The 16,589-nt window shown below is 69.9% G+C and carries 18 protein-coding genes and 2 pseudogenes; 16 read left to right on the top strand and 4 right to left on the bottom strand.

All coding sequences use genetic code 11. The features are described 5' to 3' along the window. Positions 1–33 precede the first annotated feature (33 nt). The 10 genes and pseudogenes from ACWEJX_RS24060 (at position 34) to ACWEJX_RS24015 (ending at position 6,902) form a co-directional block, all read left to right on the top strand. Positions 34–618 carry a hypothetical protein gene (locus ACWEJX_RS24060; RefSeq protein ID WP_451609472.1) on the top strand — a complete coding sequence of 195 codons (585 nt, stop codon included), beginning with the start codon at positions 34–36 and terminating at the stop codon, positions 616–618. 1 nt (position 619) lies between these two features. Further along, positions 620–802, top strand: a pseudogene (locus ACWEJX_RS24055) (DNA cytosine methyltransferase); the annotation flags it as partial. A gap of 115 nt (positions 803–917) precedes the next feature. Next, positions 918–1,820: a DNA cytosine methyltransferase gene (locus ACWEJX_RS24050; protein WP_451609502.1), complete on the top strand. Its 903-nt coding sequence runs from the start codon at positions 918–920 to the stop codon at positions 1,818–1,820. Between the two features lie 93 nt (positions 1,821–1,913). Next, positions 1,914–2,525 (top strand): DUF4913 domain-containing protein, encoded by a 612-nt coding sequence (locus ACWEJX_RS24045; protein ID WP_451609471.1) that lies wholly within the window; start codon positions 1,914–1,916, stop codon positions 2,523–2,525. Continuing rightward, complete coding sequence (locus tag ACWEJX_RS24040) at positions 2,522–3,313, top strand: glycosyl hydrolase (RefSeq protein WP_451609470.1); 792 nt, start codon at positions 2,522–2,524, stop codon at positions 3,311–3,313. The genes ACWEJX_RS24045 and ACWEJX_RS24040 overlap by 4 nt, the downstream gene beginning before the upstream one ends. Beyond that, a complete protein-coding gene (locus ACWEJX_RS24035; protein ID WP_451609469.1) occupies positions 3,310–3,789 on the top strand; it encodes a hypothetical protein in 480 nt (159 codons plus the stop codon). Before ACWEJX_RS24040 ends, ACWEJX_RS24035 begins: the two co-directional genes overlap by 4 nt. Beyond that, positions 3,786–4,454 carry a hypothetical protein gene (locus ACWEJX_RS24030; RefSeq protein ID WP_451609468.1) on the top strand — a complete coding sequence of 223 codons (669 nt, stop codon included), beginning with the start codon at positions 3,786–3,788 and terminating at the stop codon, positions 4,452–4,454. Before ACWEJX_RS24035 ends, ACWEJX_RS24030 begins: the two co-directional genes overlap by 4 nt. Then, a pseudogene (locus ACWEJX_RS24025) lies at positions 4,451–5,020 on the top strand (winged helix-turn-helix transcriptional regulator); the annotation flags it as partial. The gene ACWEJX_RS24030 and the pseudogene ACWEJX_RS24025, both read left to right, overlap by 4 nt. A 314-nt stretch (positions 5,021–5,334) precedes the next feature. Continuing rightward, on the top strand, positions 5,335–6,465 hold the full coding sequence (locus ACWEJX_RS24020) for a DUF317 domain-containing protein (protein WP_451609501.1): 1,131 nt from the start codon (positions 5,335–5,337) through the stop codon (positions 6,463–6,465). Continuing rightward, the gene (locus ACWEJX_RS24015) at positions 6,426–6,902 is read left to right on the top strand and encodes a hypothetical protein (RefSeq protein WP_451609467.1); all 477 of its coding nucleotides are present in this window, start codon (positions 6,426–6,428) and stop codon (positions 6,900–6,902) included. Before ACWEJX_RS24020 ends, ACWEJX_RS24015 begins: the two co-directional genes overlap by 40 nt. Before the next feature lie 4 nt (positions 6,903–6,906). Here ACWEJX_RS24015 and ACWEJX_RS24010 read toward each other — a convergent pair whose 3' ends face one another. Beyond that, the gene (locus tag ACWEJX_RS24010; RefSeq protein ID WP_451609466.1) at positions 6,907–7,098 is read right to left on the bottom strand and encodes a hypothetical protein; all 192 of its coding nucleotides are present in this window, start codon (positions 7,096–7,098) and stop codon (positions 6,907–6,909) included. 298 nt (positions 7,099–7,396) lie between these two features. Here ACWEJX_RS24010 and ACWEJX_RS24005 point away from each other — a divergent pair, with 298 nt between their 5' ends. The 6 genes from ACWEJX_RS24005 (at position 7,397) to ACWEJX_RS23980 (ending at position 13,503) form a co-directional block, all read left to right on the top strand. Continuing rightward, the gene (locus tag ACWEJX_RS24005) at positions 7,397–7,726 is read left to right on the top strand and encodes a DUF317 domain-containing protein (RefSeq protein WP_451609465.1); all 330 of its coding nucleotides are present in this window, start codon (positions 7,397–7,399) and stop codon (positions 7,724–7,726) included. Positions 7,727–8,072: 346 nt separating this feature from the next. Continuing rightward, entirely contained in the window at positions 8,073–8,228 is a 156-nt protein-coding gene (locus ACWEJX_RS24000; RefSeq protein ID WP_451609464.1) for a hypothetical protein, read from the top strand. 146 nt (positions 8,229–8,374) lie between these two features. Then, positions 8,375–8,587: a hypothetical protein gene (locus ACWEJX_RS23995; RefSeq protein ID WP_451609463.1), complete on the top strand. Its 213-nt coding sequence runs from the start codon at positions 8,375–8,377 to the stop codon at positions 8,585–8,587. 73 nt (positions 8,588–8,660) lie between these two features. Further along, complete coding sequence (locus ACWEJX_RS23990; protein WP_451609462.1) at positions 8,661–8,990, top strand: esterase; 330 nt, start codon at positions 8,661–8,663, stop codon at positions 8,988–8,990. 824 nt (positions 8,991–9,814) lie between these two features. Next, a complete protein-coding gene (locus ACWEJX_RS23985; protein WP_451609461.1) occupies positions 9,815–12,934 on the top strand; it encodes a tetratricopeptide repeat protein in 3,120 nt (1,039 codons plus the stop codon). A 158-nt stretch (positions 12,935–13,092) separates the two neighbouring features. Further along, positions 13,093–13,503: an Imm10 family immunity protein gene (locus tag ACWEJX_RS23980; protein WP_451609460.1), complete on the top strand. Its 411-nt coding sequence runs from the start codon at positions 13,093–13,095 to the stop codon at positions 13,501–13,503. 248 nt (positions 13,504–13,751) lie between these two features. On the opposite strand, the gene ACWEJX_RS23975 is transcribed toward ACWEJX_RS23980, so the two are convergent. The 3 genes from ACWEJX_RS23975 to ACWEJX_RS23965 all read right to left on the bottom strand — a co-directional run. Continuing rightward, the gene (locus tag ACWEJX_RS23975; RefSeq protein WP_451609459.1) at positions 13,752–14,156 is read right to left on the bottom strand and encodes a hypothetical protein; all 405 of its coding nucleotides are present in this window, start codon (positions 14,154–14,156) and stop codon (positions 13,752–13,754) included. 108 nt (positions 14,157–14,264) lie between these two features. Next, entirely contained in the window at positions 14,265–16,022 is a 1,758-nt protein-coding gene (locus ACWEJX_RS23970) for a relaxase/mobilization nuclease domain-containing protein (RefSeq protein ID WP_451609458.1), read from the bottom strand. Beyond that, positions 16,022–16,589, bottom strand: a 568-nt coding sequence (locus ACWEJX_RS23965) for a plasmid mobilization protein (protein WP_451609457.1), incomplete at its 5' end; no start/stop codon positions are given. The genes ACWEJX_RS23970 and ACWEJX_RS23965, both read right to left, overlap by 1 nt.

The following is a 16,589-nucleotide window of genomic DNA, read 5'->3' as shown; positions in this document are numbered from 1 at the left end:
TCCACCGCTCGTCCTCACGTACAGGAGTTCCTCGTGACCACGAACCCTCTCGCCGATGCTCTGGCCATACGTGCCATGGCGTCGGCCTTCGATGCCCAGCGCGGCAAGCTCCCGGTCCCCGGCGACCCTCACCGCCTTCCCGGCAGCGTCGCCGTCGCCCAGCAGCTCTCCGAACTCGGCAAGCTGATCACCGAGCTGGGCGACGAGGTCCTGTTCCGCACCGCCAACAGGGACCACAGCTCCCGCACTTCCCTCGCCGTCTCCAGCTTCTCCGTCGCCGTACGACCCGCCGGTGAGGCGGCGGCCGCCCTCGGGGAAGTGGCCCAGCAGCTCGCGTTCCTGGAACGGACCGAGCACCTGCACGACCTACCCGACTCGCGGGATGCCTGGGAGGCGGCGGGGCGGGTGATCGACGAGGCGCTCGGGATGGCAAACACGGCCCTGCGGGAGGCAGCCGACTCCCTGCACGCCGCCTCGACGTCGGTCTCGCCGCCGTCGAGGCGGCTCCGGGCAGCCCTCGGCCGGACCACCACCCCCATGTACGAGGCCGTACCGGCTACCCCCGCAGTGCCGGCACCGGCGACGGCTGTCGCGCCCCGGACCGTACGAGGTCGGTAACATGCCCACCACCATCTCCCGCCCTCCGCTGATCGGGTCCCTCTGCTCCGGGTACGGCGGCCTCGACCTGGGGGTGCAGGCCGCTCTCGGCGGCGCGCTTGCCTGGCACGCGGAGGTCGATCCGAACGCCTCTCGCATCCTGACCCGCCACTGGCCCGGCGTCCCCAACCTGGGCGACATCACCACCGTCGACTGGTCCACCGTCCCCCGCGTGTGCGTCCTGACGGCCGGCTTCCCCTGTCAAAGACGTCTCGGTCGCCGGCCGCCGGGCCGGACTCAACTCCCAGACCCGATCGGGGCTGTGGCTGCACGTCGCCCGTGCGGTCGAGGCCCTCCGACCCTGCTTGGTAGTGATCGAGAATGTGCGCGGCCTCCTCACCTCCCCCGCCGGTTCCCCTGGCGACGTGGAACCCTGCCCGTGGTGTCTGGGAGACACCGCAGGTCAGCCTCCTCTGCGGGCACTCGGTGCCGTACTCGGATCCCTGGCCGATCTCCGGTACGACGCGAAATGGCTCGTGCTTCGCGCCTCTGACATCGGAGCCCCGCACCGGCGCGAGCGGACCTTCCTCACGGCCTGGCCCGCCGGAGACCCTGCTCAAGACGCCGACCAGCAACATCGGCAAGAACGGCGGCTCCCAGCACCCGGCCAAGAGGAAGAGCGGGGGCCACGGCCCGAACCTGGCCGACGAGGTCGAGTGGCTCCTGCTGCCGACCCCGAAGGCGTCGGACGGAATCAAGGGCTCACCCAACCAGCGGCACGGCAATGGGGACATGACCCTGCCCAGTGCGGCGGCATCGCTGTTGCCCACACCGAGGGCCAGCGACACGGGCACCCCGGGCCGTCGCCCCGGCAAGGGGTGGCGACCTCCCCTGTCGGCGGTGGTCCTGCCGCTGTGGGCGGAGCCGTCCCGGGAAGCCGAGGAGTCGAGCCGCGATGGGGACCGTACGCAGCCGCCATCACCCGATGGGAGACACTCACCCGCCCCGCGCCGGCGCCCACCGACGCGGCCGGTCGGCTCCGTGCCGACTTCGTCGAGTGGATGCAGGGCCTCGACGCCGGCTGGGTCACCGCCACTCCGGGACTCGGACGCCCGGCTCAGCTCACCGCGCTCGGCAACGGCGTCGTTCCCCAACAGGCCGCTCGGGCTCTGCAGTTGCTGGCACCTCCGTTCCCGCGCTGTCCGCGCTGCGCGGCCGGGTAGCGGCTCCCTACCGGGATTTCCCGGCCGGGCCAAACCACGGATTATCCGAATCCTGTCGGGCATGTCGCCGTCTCACAGATGGAGCACGCTCTCATGTCCGACACCAGCCCGACCGCCCCCGCCCCCGGCCCTGAGCCGTTCCGGGTCTCCGACGAGAACCTCGACGACCTCGCCAGCGCCCTCGCCAAGACCATCGCGGAGGTCAGGCGCCAAGGCGTCATCCTCGACCGCCTCGGCTCCGAGCCCGATCCCGTACCTCCTGCCGATCAGCAGACGGACGGCGCTGCGGGAGCCGGGGCGGCCGGCCCCGAGAAGGCCGACGGCCCCACCTCGGTGTTCATCCTCGCCCTGGGCGGCGAGGCGTACGCCGTCGAACTCGCCGCCCTCAGCAACTGGGTGAACCACCTCCTCCTGCCGGTGTACGGCCGGGAGATCAGCACGACGCGTCCGTGGTGCGCACAGTGGCACGAGCACCCGGAGGCCGTCGCCCGGCTGCACGCCCTCTGGCTCGCGTGGCAGCAGCTCACCGACACCGAAGCTGGCCTGGCCGGTCCGTCGACCTGGCACCGCGACCACCTGGACCAGGCCCTCGTACACCTCCGCGCCCCGGACGGTCCTTTCGCCGCGTGCACGACGAGCCCGACCCGCCCCAACCACCGGGTACTGACCACTCCCGCCCCCGCGCAGCCGGGGGTGACGGCATGAGCGACGGCTTCGACTTCGCCTTCGACTTCGATCTCGACGAACTCGCCCCCGCCGATGCCGCGTCCGAGGAGGCCGTGGAGAGGTTCTGGTCCGGCGACCTGACAGCGCTGTCCCAGCACCACACCACGCCCAACGGCTACCACAGCTTCGTCATCGCCCACGACCAGTCGGCCACGTGGGGAGTACCCGGCGCTCCTCAGGTGATGGCGATCGCCGTCGCCCGGGACCTGACCCGGTTCACGTACACCCTGGAGACGAGCCACCACGCCACGGTGTCCTTCGCCCAGAACTGGCTGGTCGAACGCGGCTGCCCGCCCGAGAAGATCGCCAAGGTCCGCGACGGCCTATTGAAGCCCGCCGACGACCTCACGGTGTGGGTCGAACGGCAGATCCGCGAGTCGGGCACCCGATACGAGGTCCTCGACAACCACACCTCGGACTCCGACCCGTGCGAGACGTGGACACTGACGCGCGACTCCCGCGCCAACGAGGCACCGATTCGGGTCTTTCACGAAGAGTGGGACCACGACGCCGGCACGTACACGATGCGCGAGGGCGCCTTCGCCGACGTCGGCGCCGCCCGCGCCTGGCTGGACGACCGCAGCGGTCCGCTGCCGGAACCGCCGGAGTACAGCGATCACAACGGCGCTGCCGTCCGGGCCCGCGTCGCCCGCATCGCCCTCGCCCGGTCGGCCGGGGTCTCCGCGACGCCGAAGGCCAGCATGGACGCCCCCCGTACGCCTCCGGCGGGACCGGTCCAGCGTCCGGTGCAGGGGAAGCTGCTGTGAGCCGCGCCCGCTTCGCCTTCGCCGCACACCCTGACGCCATCGCCGATCTTCGGGAACTTCCCGACCGTATCCGCGACTTGGCGCTGCTGGAACTGCAGAACCTTGTCCACGGAAGTGACGACTGCCTGCCGTTGAAGGGCCGCCTCGCCGGCTTCCACAAGGTCTACGTCGACCCCTCCGTCTCCTACCGGATGGTCATCCAGTTCCGCCCGGCCCCGCCGACCTCGAACCACAAGCGCGAGGTCTACCTCGTCGCCGCCGGAAGCCGGAAGGACTACGCGGTCTACCGCTCGGCGCACCTGCGCACCGCCCCTCAGCAGATCACCGAGACGCCCTCCGCCGCCGAGGCCCGCGTCCAGGCCGCTCGGTCCCGTTCCTCCCTCACCGCAAGCCGCCCTACGGCCGCCGCCCCGGTAGCTCCTCCCACAGTGGCTCACTCCACGGCCGGCACTTCCCGAAAGGTCCCCCAGCGATGACCACTGATCGTGCCCCGCTGTCCCGTACCGACCTGGCCGGCCTCCTCACCGGGGCCGCGCAGAGCGTCTCCGGAATCCTCGCCGCCGAGTACCCGACGGCCGCCAGCCGCTCCTACCTGCACCCCGTACTGGGCGCGCTGTCCGCCGGCCCGCACGTGGTGGGCGAACTGACCGACCGGCTCGAAGAGTTCATGGCTGCCGAGCGGCGTCCCGCCAGGCCGGCGGGTCTGTTCACCCTGGCCTCCTACGCCTCCGCGCTGGGCTGGCTCACCGAGTCCCTCGCCGAGCTGACCACCGCCGTCGACCAGATCTGCACACGCGTCGGCATCCCCACGGAACCTCGAAATCTGGACTTCTCCGCGACCGAGGACGCCGAGGAGGAAGACGGGTTCGACTTCGCCCTCAGCGCGCTGGAGCTGACGGCGATCCGCACCGCCGCCCAGGCCGCAGGGCTCCCGCCGGGCGACTACGTCGACGTGCTCTCCCAGTCGCTGCTCGCGGCCTCCCGGATCACCGACGCCTGCATGGAAATCTCCAGCGGCATGATCGAAGACGCCGCGTACGTCCTCGACGAGGCGGCCGACCAGATCTGGACCGGCGGCGAACCAGGAGGACTGCCCACTCTGGTCCGTTCACTGCTCGCCCGGATGGAGGCGGCCGAATGAACCAGCCCCACGTCCCCGCCCGGCCCGTCTTCCCCATCAACTCGTTCGACGCCCAGCGCATCGAGGACGCGTTCGCCCTGATGGGACCGAAGTGGACCACTTGGTCCGTGATGGCCTTGGCCCAGGAGGGCCGCCCCATGCGAATACGGGACATCGCCGCCAAGCTCCCCTTCGTCAGCGAGCAGGTGCTCGGCTTGCGGCTGGCCGCCACGCAAACCGGCGGGCTGGTCACCCGAACCGACACCCGCCACGGAGCGCCATACCGGCTCAGTGCCCTCGGCGAGTCCCTGACGCACGTGCACCGCACGCTGGCCGACTGGTCCCGGATCTACCTGGCGCCCGACGCGACGGCCGAAGCCGAACGCGTCGAGGACGCTGTAGGGCGTCTACGACCACGGCATTCCACTGCCCTGATCCAAGTCCTTGCCGACGGCGGCCCGATGCGGTTCGGCCACATCGCCGAGGGCATCGGCCGGGCCGACGCCTTCACCCGGCAGCGCCTCCTCCGGCTCCAGGCCGACGGCCTGGTCACCCGCACGGGACCGCAACACGGCGCCCCCTACACGCTGACCGATGCCGGCCAGGAGCTGGGCCCCGTCTACGCGACCGTCGAGCGCTGGAGCGCCCCCTTGGTCCACCCGGTGGACCCCGTCGCCCCCTGTCCACGTCGCGACGACCCAGCGGACCCACTCCGCTGTCCCGTTGGGGTCGGACGGCGCCCGAACCGCAGCAGCCCTGCGCCGGAGCGCTGCCGTACCGAGCGCCCTGTTCAGCCACGGCTCCCAGCCGCAACCGCGGGTGCCGACTGCCGTAACCACTCAGTCGGCCCCGGGACGGGGCAGGTGATCCGGGTGGCGCTGAGAACCAGAGGCACCCCGCCATCGCGACGGCGTCCGCGTGCGCCCCGGCCTTTCACCGCGCTGCGGACGCGGGCGCGTTCCCCTCCTCCCACACGCGCCTGGAGCTTCGACCATGTCCGCCCTTCCCGACCCGTCCCGCCACGAAGAGGTACTGGTCAGCCCCAAGTATCTCGCCGGCTCCAACGGGACCGGAGACGCCGGCTTCGCCCCCGTGGTCCACTGGCCACACCACTACCTCGACGACGGGCCCCTGCCAGCTCCTCGTCACCTCTCCCGACCAGCGGATCCGGATCGGCTGGTTCGGCGACGACTTCGAGCTGTGGAGGATCACCGCGGCCGAGGACGCCGTCGCCACGCCCCGCTGGACGGCGACCTTCAACCACATCACCCCGGCCGAGATCGTCGCCGGCCTCACCACCGCCCTGGCCCAGGACTACGCCGCATCCGACCCGTACGAGAACAACGGACGCTTCCTGGCGGACCCGTCGTTGTGCTGGGCCGATGCCGTCCAGCCGCTGCTCGATGCCGGCTGGCGCCGAGGGGCAGCCAAGTACGGAACCGTCGAGATCACCGCTCCCGACGGGCTGGCAGGTGTCGAGATCGACACTCTTCGCGGCGGACGGGACGCCGAGACCGTCATGCTGTGGGCCGGTCCCCGGGGCTGGGGTACGCGGGCGGAGGTGGTGTTCACGGCCCGCACCCCGTCCCATCTGATCGCCGAGACGGCGGCCGTCATGGCCAGTCCGGCCCCGGTGGTCCGTGAACGGCACATGATCCACCGCGAGATGGAGCCTCTCGTCACGCTGACCCCCGGTCGGCCCGGCCGCCGATCTCCGGGTCTCTCGCTCTCCGACTCCGCTCGACGTACGCCGCACCGCTGTCACCGAGGCCGTACGCCGTGCCTCGCGCGCTCCGCGGACAGCAGCCGACCTGCGCGTGATGGCGGCCCAGAGCCGCACCACGTCCTCGGCGCAGAAGCGGTCGAGCACCCTCGCGCCCGCAGCGACAGCCCGGCCGTCGGCCGCTGCGTCGGCTCCCCGGCACGGCCGCTGACCCACCGCCCGGACCTTCCCGGACGCCCTCCGCCCCTCCGGACAACAGGAGTTCCTTCATGCCCGACACCACCGCGCTCGACCAGGCCACTTCCATGATCGAGGAGGCCTGGGGTCAGCCCATCGAGGTCCTGGAAGTCCTCGCGGTCCGTCGCCCCTGCGACGACCCGCTCCTGCGCTCGGCCATGCACATCCGTACGGCCCTGGCCATCACCGACAACGCGGTGTCCGTCCACCAGGACCGTCTGCACGCAATGACCCGGCCCAGGTACGTGCCGGCGTTCTACGAGCTGGACCGGCTCTCCAGCTCGGCGGCCGACCTTCGCGTCGCGCTCGCGGAGAGCGGTGCGTACGTGCAGGCGATCCGGCGTGTGGTCGAAGCGCGCGAAGCCGCCTCGACCACGGACCGGGGGCCGGCGGCGAACCTGTCCCGGGCCGCTGTCGCCCGCTCGGGGCTCGCTTCACATGCCCCGGGCCAGGTTGTTCCTGCGGCTGTCGTCGGGCTGGCGGCACCCTCACCAGGGCCGCGCCGCTGAACGGTCAGGCAAGGTCTTCGTCATGGTGGGCGTCCTCGGCGCGGGCACCCACCACGCGGGCCAGCTCCTCCACTGTCAGCTCGACGTGCCGTCCTTCCGCGACCCGGTGCTCCACCAGCGCTTCCTCGTCCGCCCACCTGTCGGACTGCGCGCCGACGCCCCACGGGCCGTCGGCGACCATAGCGATGTCACCCACGGTCCATGGCCGCCCAGCGGCGCGGATCTTGCGCTCCAGCCCGGCCCTATCCCAATGTCTGCCCGGCTTCGTCAACTCTGCTCCCCCTTCGGCCCCGTACAGCCCGCCGCCGTAACTCGGTTACGACAACCCCGGACGTCGGTCCATTCCCGCGCCGACGGCCTCCTGGGCGCCTGGCCGTGGCCAGTTCGCCCACGGCAGACGGGTCATCCCCGGAAACGACTACGGACTTCGGCACCCCCCATGTCAACGTACGGGTGTCGGGAAAACCGCAGGTCAACGAAGGGATCGTCCAACCATGAACGCCTCCGCCACCCTCCTGCCCGCCGTCCTCCGCCCCGCCTCCGAAGACCGCCACTGGCTCTCCTCGGACCACTGCGCCACCCCGGTGCTCGAACTCCTCCACGCCCTCGACTGGACGGTCGTCGACACCCCGGAGGCCAACGTCCACGCGACGAGCCCAGACGGCCGTGTCTACGTCGGCTGGCTTCCCGAGGACCCCGCTGCTTGGACGCTGGGCATCGTCTGGCGGGTCCAGGTGCAGCCCGCCGAAGGCGGCGCGTGGGTCCGAGGCGGTGGCCGGATTCGTCGCCGCCCTCGTCGCCCACTCCTCTCGCTGAATCGGTAAGCGGAGCGGCCCCACTGGCCCGTCTCGCCCACCCGCACCTGTTCGGGACCGCGCCGCTCCGGGCCGAGCGGCCCCGTCCCCTCTCACTGGCCCAGCAGGAGGCTCCGATCGCACGCATGCTCCTGGCCACCCGTCCTGGCTACCGCCGTAAGTGCGCCTTCGCTCGCCGCTGCACCTGCTACTACCTGCCCGGTCAGTACGGCCGCCGCGCCAAGCCCCTTCGCCGACGTGCCGCCCGCCGAGCCGAACGACGTCAGTGGCAACGCGACCTCTCCGAATGACCGAGCGCCCTGACGTCCGCCGCCCCGGCCGTCCGGGGCTCCTACCCCAACACGAGGAACTCACCGTGCTTTTCCACGCCCCGCTCACCAACCACCACGCCGACGGCACCCTCTGCCCGGCGGACCACAAGCACACCAGCTCCGGCAAGCCGCTCCACCCTTACTGCCCGGGGCGCTCATACACCCAGGCCGTCTGCTCGTGCGGCGGCTGGGAGATGTAGCAACGCGGCAAGGGCTACGTCAACGAGTGCCGCAAACGGCACCTCGCCGGCCACGCCCAGGGGCCGAAGGTCCTCCGGGACCTGCTCCGCCTCGACGCTCCCTGACTCGCCGCCCCCGCCCGCCCGTACCGCCTTCGGAGGCTTCCTTGCCCCAGTACCTGACCGTCGGCCACCTGCTCCGGCAGCTCCAGGACCTCGACCTCGACCTGCCGATCCGCCTCGCCGTCAACCCCGACTTCCCCTTCACCCACTACCTGGGGAGCGAGGTCATCGTCCAGGACGGCAAGGCGTTCATCCCCGACGACGGCCAAGAGGACTACCTCCCCACGTCGGTACGCGACGCCCTCACCTGGTCCTGACCGCTTCCCCCGCTCTCCGGAGGCTCTCATCTCGTCGCACATACTCCCGCTGCACGGCCTCGCCCCACATCCCATGCCGGACGGCGCGCGTGGCGCGCTGGTCCAGAGCGTCTCCACCCGCCACGACGGCCCACTCGACGTAACGTGGCTCGCCGCCGGAACCCCGAAGCTCCCCCTCGGCCGCATTCGCCTCCACTGGGAGCCCGCCTCTCGCTCCGGTTGGAACGTCACCGCCCACCTGGGCCTGGCCACCACTGAGGTGCACCTCGCCTCCTGGCCCGCCGCCCCGGACGACTGGCCGCGACTGGTCCGCCCGACCCTGCACGAGGTGACCGGCCTCTGCGCCGCCCTCGCGTTCGCGACCGACGCCCTCGACCTCTCGAACCGCCTGGCCAGAATCTGACCGAGAACCGCGGAAGGCTGCCCCTCGCCCATCAGGCAGGGGCGGCCTTGCCGCACGCCCGGCCGCAGGTGCGTACCCTCATCCCCGACGAACGAGGAGGACACCTTGGCCGGCTAGCTGCTCCGGGGATACCCGGAGGTCGCCGCCCACTTGGGCATCAGTGTCCAGGTCCCCCGCGGCCCACAAGAGCCGGGGCAGCCTACCCGCTCCCGACGGCACCAGTGTGTCGGACCGCCCCCGCTGGAAGCCGGACACGTTCCAGGGCTCGAAGCCAATCGGCCGAGGGTTCCGTAGCGATCCGCACGGAGGGTCGACTCCCACGCCCTCATCGGTGCCCGTGGGCTCGGGAGCATCAGGAACCTCTGGTACAAGTGTCATCTTCTCCATCGGTCCGCGTCGATCGGTAGCTCCCTTCGCGGTGGTTCCGTGGGCGCCGAGGCTGCGGATGGATCAAACTCCACCCACCCCCGTTTCTGATGGGCGATGACCAACCCCGTCCTAAGCTCATCAACGGCTGGTCAACCACCCCCACAAGAGGCCCGCCAACGTCCTCAGCACGGCACTGGCCATCCACCGCACAACGACCGTGGCCACCCGCCGCCGCAATCTAGGCGTGTGCCACACATATCGCGCTTTTCGACAGAGATTCCGCATTGCCTGTCCTATCCGTTGTTCGGCCAACCAAGCGATCGGCGCACACGCCACCTGACCGGTTCGGATGGGCGTTCGGCGACATGCAACTCCCCCGAACTGCGGGGAAGTGGTGGTCAGACGGCCAAGGAATAGGGTTCGGAGAAGGTTCGGAACGAACGAGGAGTGGCAAGATGGACGTCCCGGCAGCTGCCTCGCGCCTGGCCGAGGAACTGAGGGCAAGCCGGCAAGCATCTGGGCTCACGTTCGGTCAGATCATCCAGCGTGGCAAGCAACAGTCTCCTCCCGTTGCCCTGACCAAGAGCACTCTCAGCGCGTGGTTCAACGCTCAGAGCGTTCCGCGGGGCGGGCGGCCTTTTACTTTCCTGACCGAACTCCTGGATAGCCGCGCCACTCCGAGGCCCGGGCCACGGTCCCGCTCCCGGTGGGAAGATCTGCGTCGAGCGGCCGAGCAGAGCAGGACCACTGCTTCCCGCGACACTGCGACATCAGGCCCCAGCGCCCAGCAGCAACAGAGCGATAGCACCCGCAACCCAGGGCCGCTGCGTATCGGTCTAGTCCCCGACGCAATCGATGTGCTCGTCGAGCGGGCACATCGCGAGACCTTGGCACGTGCCCTGGACGGCTCCGAAGACGATAAGGCCGCGAATGCAGCCGTCAGGGGGCGCGTGATCACGGGAACCGGGGGTGTCGGCAAGACCTCCCTGGCGGCCGAATACTGCTGCCGCGCCACCGACGGGGTAGATCTTGGAGCGGACGTGATGTTGTGGGTGACGGCAAACACCATTCCTGCCGTGACCGGCGCCTACGCTCAGGCAGCCCGCGAGCTTAGGCTGGTACCCAGTGGCGAGACCACCACGTCTGCCGCTGAGCAGTTCCTCAACTGGCTCCGTGTCACCGATCGCAATTGGATCATCGTCCTCGACGACGTGCAGTCCGCTGGCGCACTGGAGGGACTGTGGCCGCCTCGACACACGGCCGGTCGCGGCAGGGTCATCATCACCACGCGCAGCCGCGAGCCAGATCTCGCCACGGCAAGTGGCCATTCTTTCCTACCTGTTGGCGTCTTCACTCCTGACGAGTCCCTCAGCCACCTGCGCAACACACTACAGCGAGCCATGCCCGGCGACGCCGATGTGGACGTGGAGCTGGCGGGACTCGCCCATGACCTCGGCCACCTTCCATTGGCGCTGTCGCGAGCGGCCGCATACCTCGACTACAACACCTCGTGCAGCATCGCTCGCTACCGGCGCCTGCTCGCGGACCGCCGGCTTACCCTCCAACGACTGGTCCCTGCCGTGCGCGGCAATGCTGCAGCAAGCTCACTGGCAGCGCTGTGGGATATTTCCGTCGACCAGGCCGACCATCACACTGGCATGCTGGCCCGGCCGATGCTGGAATTGGCTGCCGTCCTCGACGGGACAACCGGCATTCCTGCCCCGCTGTTCACCAGCGAGGCCGCCCGCGCTTGGCTAACCGAGCGCAGCGGAACAGAGCGGCCCGTCGACGAGTTCGATGCCGACCACACCCTAGCGACACTGGATCGGCTTCACCTTCTCGATCACACCCCCGGCGAGGCCTGTGATGACGCATGGCTGGTCCGTGTGCACCAGCTCATCCAGCGTGCTGTGCGCGAACAGCAACTGCCTGGTTCATCACCCGACGTTCGGACACAGCGCAGGAACGCCGTCCTGCCGGCAGCTGCACACGCCTTGCTTGATATCTGGCCCGACACTGGGCACGACCAGGGCCACGCACAGCGGCTGCGAGCCAACGCACGCTCACTTGCCGCCCACGATCAGGACGGCGAGAGCCACCCTCTATGGCTGGACGACACCGCCTACATCCTCCTGTTTAAGCTGGGTACAAGCGGAGGTGAATCTGGCGACGTGTCAGGGGCTCGTGCCTATTTCGACGCGCTCTGTTCCCTTGCCCGCCACCATCTTGGAGCCGACCACCCACACTCTCTTGCCGCCCGCGCCGAGCTGTCCCGCTGGCAAAGCCGAGCCGGAGATCACGTCGGAGCGGTCCAGACCCTGCAGAGTCTTGAGTCGGACCACATCCGGTTGTTCGGCTACGAAGCCTCCGAGACACTCGTGACTCGTCACAACCTTGCAGTCGAACGGGGAGAGACGGGCGACACACATGGCACCATCGCCGCCCTCGCTGAGATTCTGGCTGTCCGACAACGCAACGGAGCAGACCGTGGGTCAATACTCTCCACCATCCACAACCTTTCCTATTGGAAGGGTGTTGCGGGTGATGCAGTAGGGGCCGCTGCCGCCTACCGCGATCTGATCCCCCTTATGGAGGAAGAGTTCGGCCCCGACGCCGATGGCACCCTGACCGCCCGCCACAATCTGGCCCGGTGGCAGGGTGAGTCGGGCAACGCTGCTCAGGCCGTCAGCTTGCTGGAAGCGCTACTACCCGACCAGACACGAACTCTCGGACGCCGACACCTGCGCGTACTGACCACCAGGCAAAGCCTCGCCCGATGGCAAGGAGCTGCGGGCGAAACAGATAAAGCGGTTGCTGGTTATCAGGCGCTGATCGCCGACATGGACGAAATCCTGGGGCCAGACCATCCGGAGCTGCTCGCCTCCCGCCATAACCTCGCCCATTTGCAGTCAAGAATCGATCCGGCCACCGCAGCCGAAAGCTTCGCCTCCATCACTGCCGACAGAACCCGAGTCCTCGGTCCTAGCCACCGTGACACACTCAACTCACGACACAGCCATGCCCTGTGCTTGGGCTGGGCAGGAAAGCCTCACGAGGCAGTTCAAGCGTTGGAGGACGTCCTCCACGATCAGCAACACCGTCTCACGGCAGAAGACGTGCAGCTTCTCAACACCCGTTACAGTCTCGCTGTCATGCGTGGGCGTGCAGGAGCACCCGAGGCAGCCATCGCCGCCTTGCAAGAGCTCCTCCTCGATCAGGAACGCGCCCTTGGTCCGAGCCACCTCCAGACCCTGGAGACCTTCGATGCCCTCGGCCACTGGCAGGGCGCCTTGGGCAACGCGCCGGCGGCAAGCGACACCTACCATGCCCTACTCACCCACATAGAACGCCACCTCGGTCCTGATCACGTCGCCACACTGTCAGTACTGGACAAACTCGCCATGTGGCGCGGACGCGCTGGCCACCCCAGGGAAGCAGTCCGCATACTCACCCGGATGCTCACCGATATACAACGCCTCGTTGACCCTGCCCACCCCGACGTATCCGTAATCGCCAACAACATCGCCTACTGGCGGACTCAGGCCGCCAATGCGGGACATCAGCACGGAGACTGAGGGCCACATGTGGGCGCTCACGAAATTCCCCAGGCAGAAGTTCACGGTCTTCCTCAGGGGGATCCCGGAGTCCGTGTCATGGCACCATCGCCTGGAGGTGGAACGTGATGCCCGCCCCTGCATCCTGCCTCGGCTGAACGCGTTGATAGAACCCCGCCATGACGTACCGATTCACTGCGCGTGTCGCCACGACCGAGATCGACCATGACGGGTACTTCACTGAGGCAGCTCTGGCCGAGGGCGGGGACGGAAGCGGCTTCATCTTGATGTTCACGGCAGGTGAGGAAGACCCGGATGGGCAGGAGGTCGCTCTGGGCATGGACACGCACTGCCTGGTCACTGCAGGGCAGGGGACCGCGTACGGCTGTGTACGCGAAGCGGTTCTGACAGGCAACGTCCTGCGCATCTCGCTCCACCCCGAAGCGCTGGCGGACCTGCGGTTGAGCGACGGCGAGATCGAGGCCGTCATCGAAGCCCCAGCCGAGGAAGTCCTGCGGTTCCGCGATGTCCTCGCCAAGGTGCTCGCCTACGGACGTGCCGACGCGCGGCCCACTCGTGTAACGGTCTGAGCCGGCCACCGGATCTGGTCCGGCGGGGTGGGGAATTACGTGAAGCCGAACGCACGGCTCGTGGGGAATTGCGTGACCGTCGACACCACAACCACGGATCCAACAGCCGGGGGGAGTTTCCCCGTCAGTGTGGCTGTCGGCGTTCAGGGTCGGCCAGACTTTCATGTAGTCGCGTGTCTCTGGGCAGGTGCCGTACCGCAGGTTCCGGCGCATGCCAGGCCCCCGTCGGCGTCTGATGCTTTGGTCGTCTACTCCAAGTAGCTCCCTGCGAAGGGGCCGTCGAAGCCGAGCACGGCGAGGCCCTGCTCGACGGTGGGGTAGGTCGTGCCGTACGGGCTGGCGATCAGGGCTTCGAAGTCGGCGCGACTGATCTCGGGTTCGAGCCACTGGTTGCTGCACCGGCAGCGGATCCAGACGTTGCGGCCGTGGTTGATGAGCAGCCAGTCGCGTCGGGCCCGGCAGGCCGAGCACGTCACGGGGATGCCGCCGAGGGCGAGTTCGTGTGGGTGGCTGACGCAGCGTGTCGCGCCGGGGCCGTCGGCCAGCTGCGTCTCGTACTGGAGTTGTAGCAGGGGGTCGGTGCCGGTGGGAAGGACGGGCAGCGTGGGTGCCGGCTCCGTGGTGCGGTCGATGGTTCTGAGCACGAGCGTCATCTCCCGGTCGAGTGCTTCCTGTTTTCATCCGTAACAGCCAGTGGAACCGGCTGTCCATGCATTTCGTGGAGTCCGGTGGGTCGGTGGCCGGCCTTCCGGAGGTGCTGATCAGCGGCGCGGTGGGCGGCTGTGCGGGTCAGTGCCGGCAGGGCGCGGCGCCACCGTGGGTGCGTTCCGTTCACTGGTGTGGTTGGCCGCGGTCTTGGTCGGGCGGGTGCCAGCCTGTGGGCGACGGGGCGCTTCGCCCGGGTGGGCGGGGAGCTGGGCGAGGCGGCGCAGGCGCCAGACCAGGACGTCGTTCACGTCCGCGGCGGTGTCGAGTTCGCGCATGTCGATGGCCTGCTGCAGGAGGGCCTCGGGGTCGTGGCCTGCCTGCTCGGCCTGGGCGAGGGTGGCGACCAGGGCGTCTGTCTTCGTCGACGTGCCATCTGCTCGTACGCCCTGCTCTGGCAGAGCAGCGCGGACGGTGGCCTCGTGCGTCCGGCGTTGGGCCTCGGGGAGGGCACGGCCTTGGTCGTGCAGCACCCGCATCGGCGTGGCGGCGGCCTGACGGTAGGCGGCGCGCAGGTGCTCGGCGGCTTGTCGGGAGGCGTGGGCCTGCTGGGCGTGACCGCGGGCGGAGTGCCAGCGGGCGGCGGCGAGGGTGACCAGGACCAGGGTGGAGAGGAGCATGGCGGTGGTGCCGCCGTCTTCGCCCCGGCCGAGTGCGCCGCCGGCCTGGACGATGCCCCGGGCGGCCGTGCGGAGAGCCCGGGTGTCGGCGCGCTGTGCGCGGACGTGGCTGCGGGTTGCCCGCTCGAAGGCTCGGGCCGCGGCAGCCAGTTCGGCGCGGGTGGCGGCTGGGGAGGTCTGGGCGACCGCGTCCAGGAGTTCTCCGACGCCGACGAGCTGGGCGGCGGCCTCATCGTCGTCGCCGTCGAGCAGGACGGCGGCACGCTCGGCGATCCCGGTGGCACTCCGTCGTTCTCGGGCGGGCGGGGACCAGTCCGCGCGGCCGCCGGCGGACGAAGGTGATACCCGCTCGGCGGTACCGTCGGCAAGCCGGAGGCGGATCTTCGGAAGGGACAGGTCGGGAGCCAGCTCGGATCCGGGATACCAGACCGGTTCGCCGTGGCGGTTGCGGTCGCCGGGCAGGGCCACGTTGTAGCCGAGCGCGTCACCGGACGGGGCGTGGCGCACTTTCACGCGCAGGCCCGCCTCGCGGAGCCGGGTGAAGAACTCATTCTCGTCGTCCGCTCCCGCGACGGCCTGGCGGACGGCTTCGCGGAGCGTCTCGCGGGCGGTCTCGGGTCGGCCGGTGCGTTCGGCCTTGAACTTCTCGGCGCTGGTGGGGTTCTTCGCTGCGGTGCCGTCGCCGGCGTTGAGGCGGCGCAGGCCCATCTCCTTCTCGATGCGCCGGCATTCGTCCTGGGCCTTGTTGAAGTCGTAGTTGAGGCGGGGATTGCGCAGGTCACCGCGGACCAGGGTGGCGACGATGTGGATGTGGTCTTCCGCGTGGCGGACGGCGATCCACCGGCAGCCGTCGGGATCACCGCCCGGGGCGATGCCGGTGGCGTGGACGATGCGCTGGGCGACGGCGTTCCACTCCTCGTCGGAGAGCCGCCGGTCGCCGGGCGCGGTCCGGACCGAGCAGTGCCACACGTGTTTGGCGGGCGCACGGTCGCCGGCCTGCTTGACCCGGAGGTCGAGGGCGGCGGTGAGGCGGGCGAGGGTGACGTGCGGGTCGGTGTCGCGGCCGGGGTCGGGGGCGAAGCCGTCCCAGGAGCCGACGAGGTGCGCGTCGGTGTGTTCCTCGCGCCTGCCGGGACCGTAGAGGTAGACGAGGAGTCCGTGGGTGCGGGAGCCGCGTCCGATGTCGGGAACCATCACAGCCGCCTGTTCACCAGGTCGTTCGCTGCGTCGTCGAGGCGACCGAGGGACCGGGTCAGAAAGCTCAGTGCGTGGTCGAGTTCGCCGGGGCGGGGCTGTCCGCCGGCGTTGTGGACGTAGGCGATCTGGTTGATGTTGTTGCCGATCCGGGCCAGGGCGGTACGCAGGGCGGCGAGTTCGTCGATGGCCGTGTCGAGTCGTTCGTTGGTGTGCAGGGCGGTCGAACCGCGGGCGGCTGCGAGGCTGGCGGCGGCGATGAATCGGGCGACGGTGACGCCGCGCTGCGCGGCGGCCGCGACGATCTCGGCTTTCTCGGTGTCGGAGAGGCGGGTGGTCGTCTTGCGGGTGCGCTCGCTCGGGTTGCGGGTGCGGCGGCGCGGCTTGCGGTCGGGGAAGGCGGGCGTGCTCGGGCTCGGCTGCTCGCGGTCGGTGGGGTCGTCTGCTTCTCCCCCGGTGACCGGCGCCCCCTGGTGCCGGTTGCCCGGCTGGTTCCCGAGTGCCCTCGCTCGGGGACCACCCGGGCTTGCCCCGCCCGCGGGGGCGGGGGCGAGTGGGTGGGTCGGG

The organism is Streptomyces sp. NPDC004788 (genome assembly GCF_053601115.1).
The sequence above is the reverse complement of the archived record's forward strand: the minus strand, read 5'-3'. Positions and strand labels throughout refer to the sequence as shown.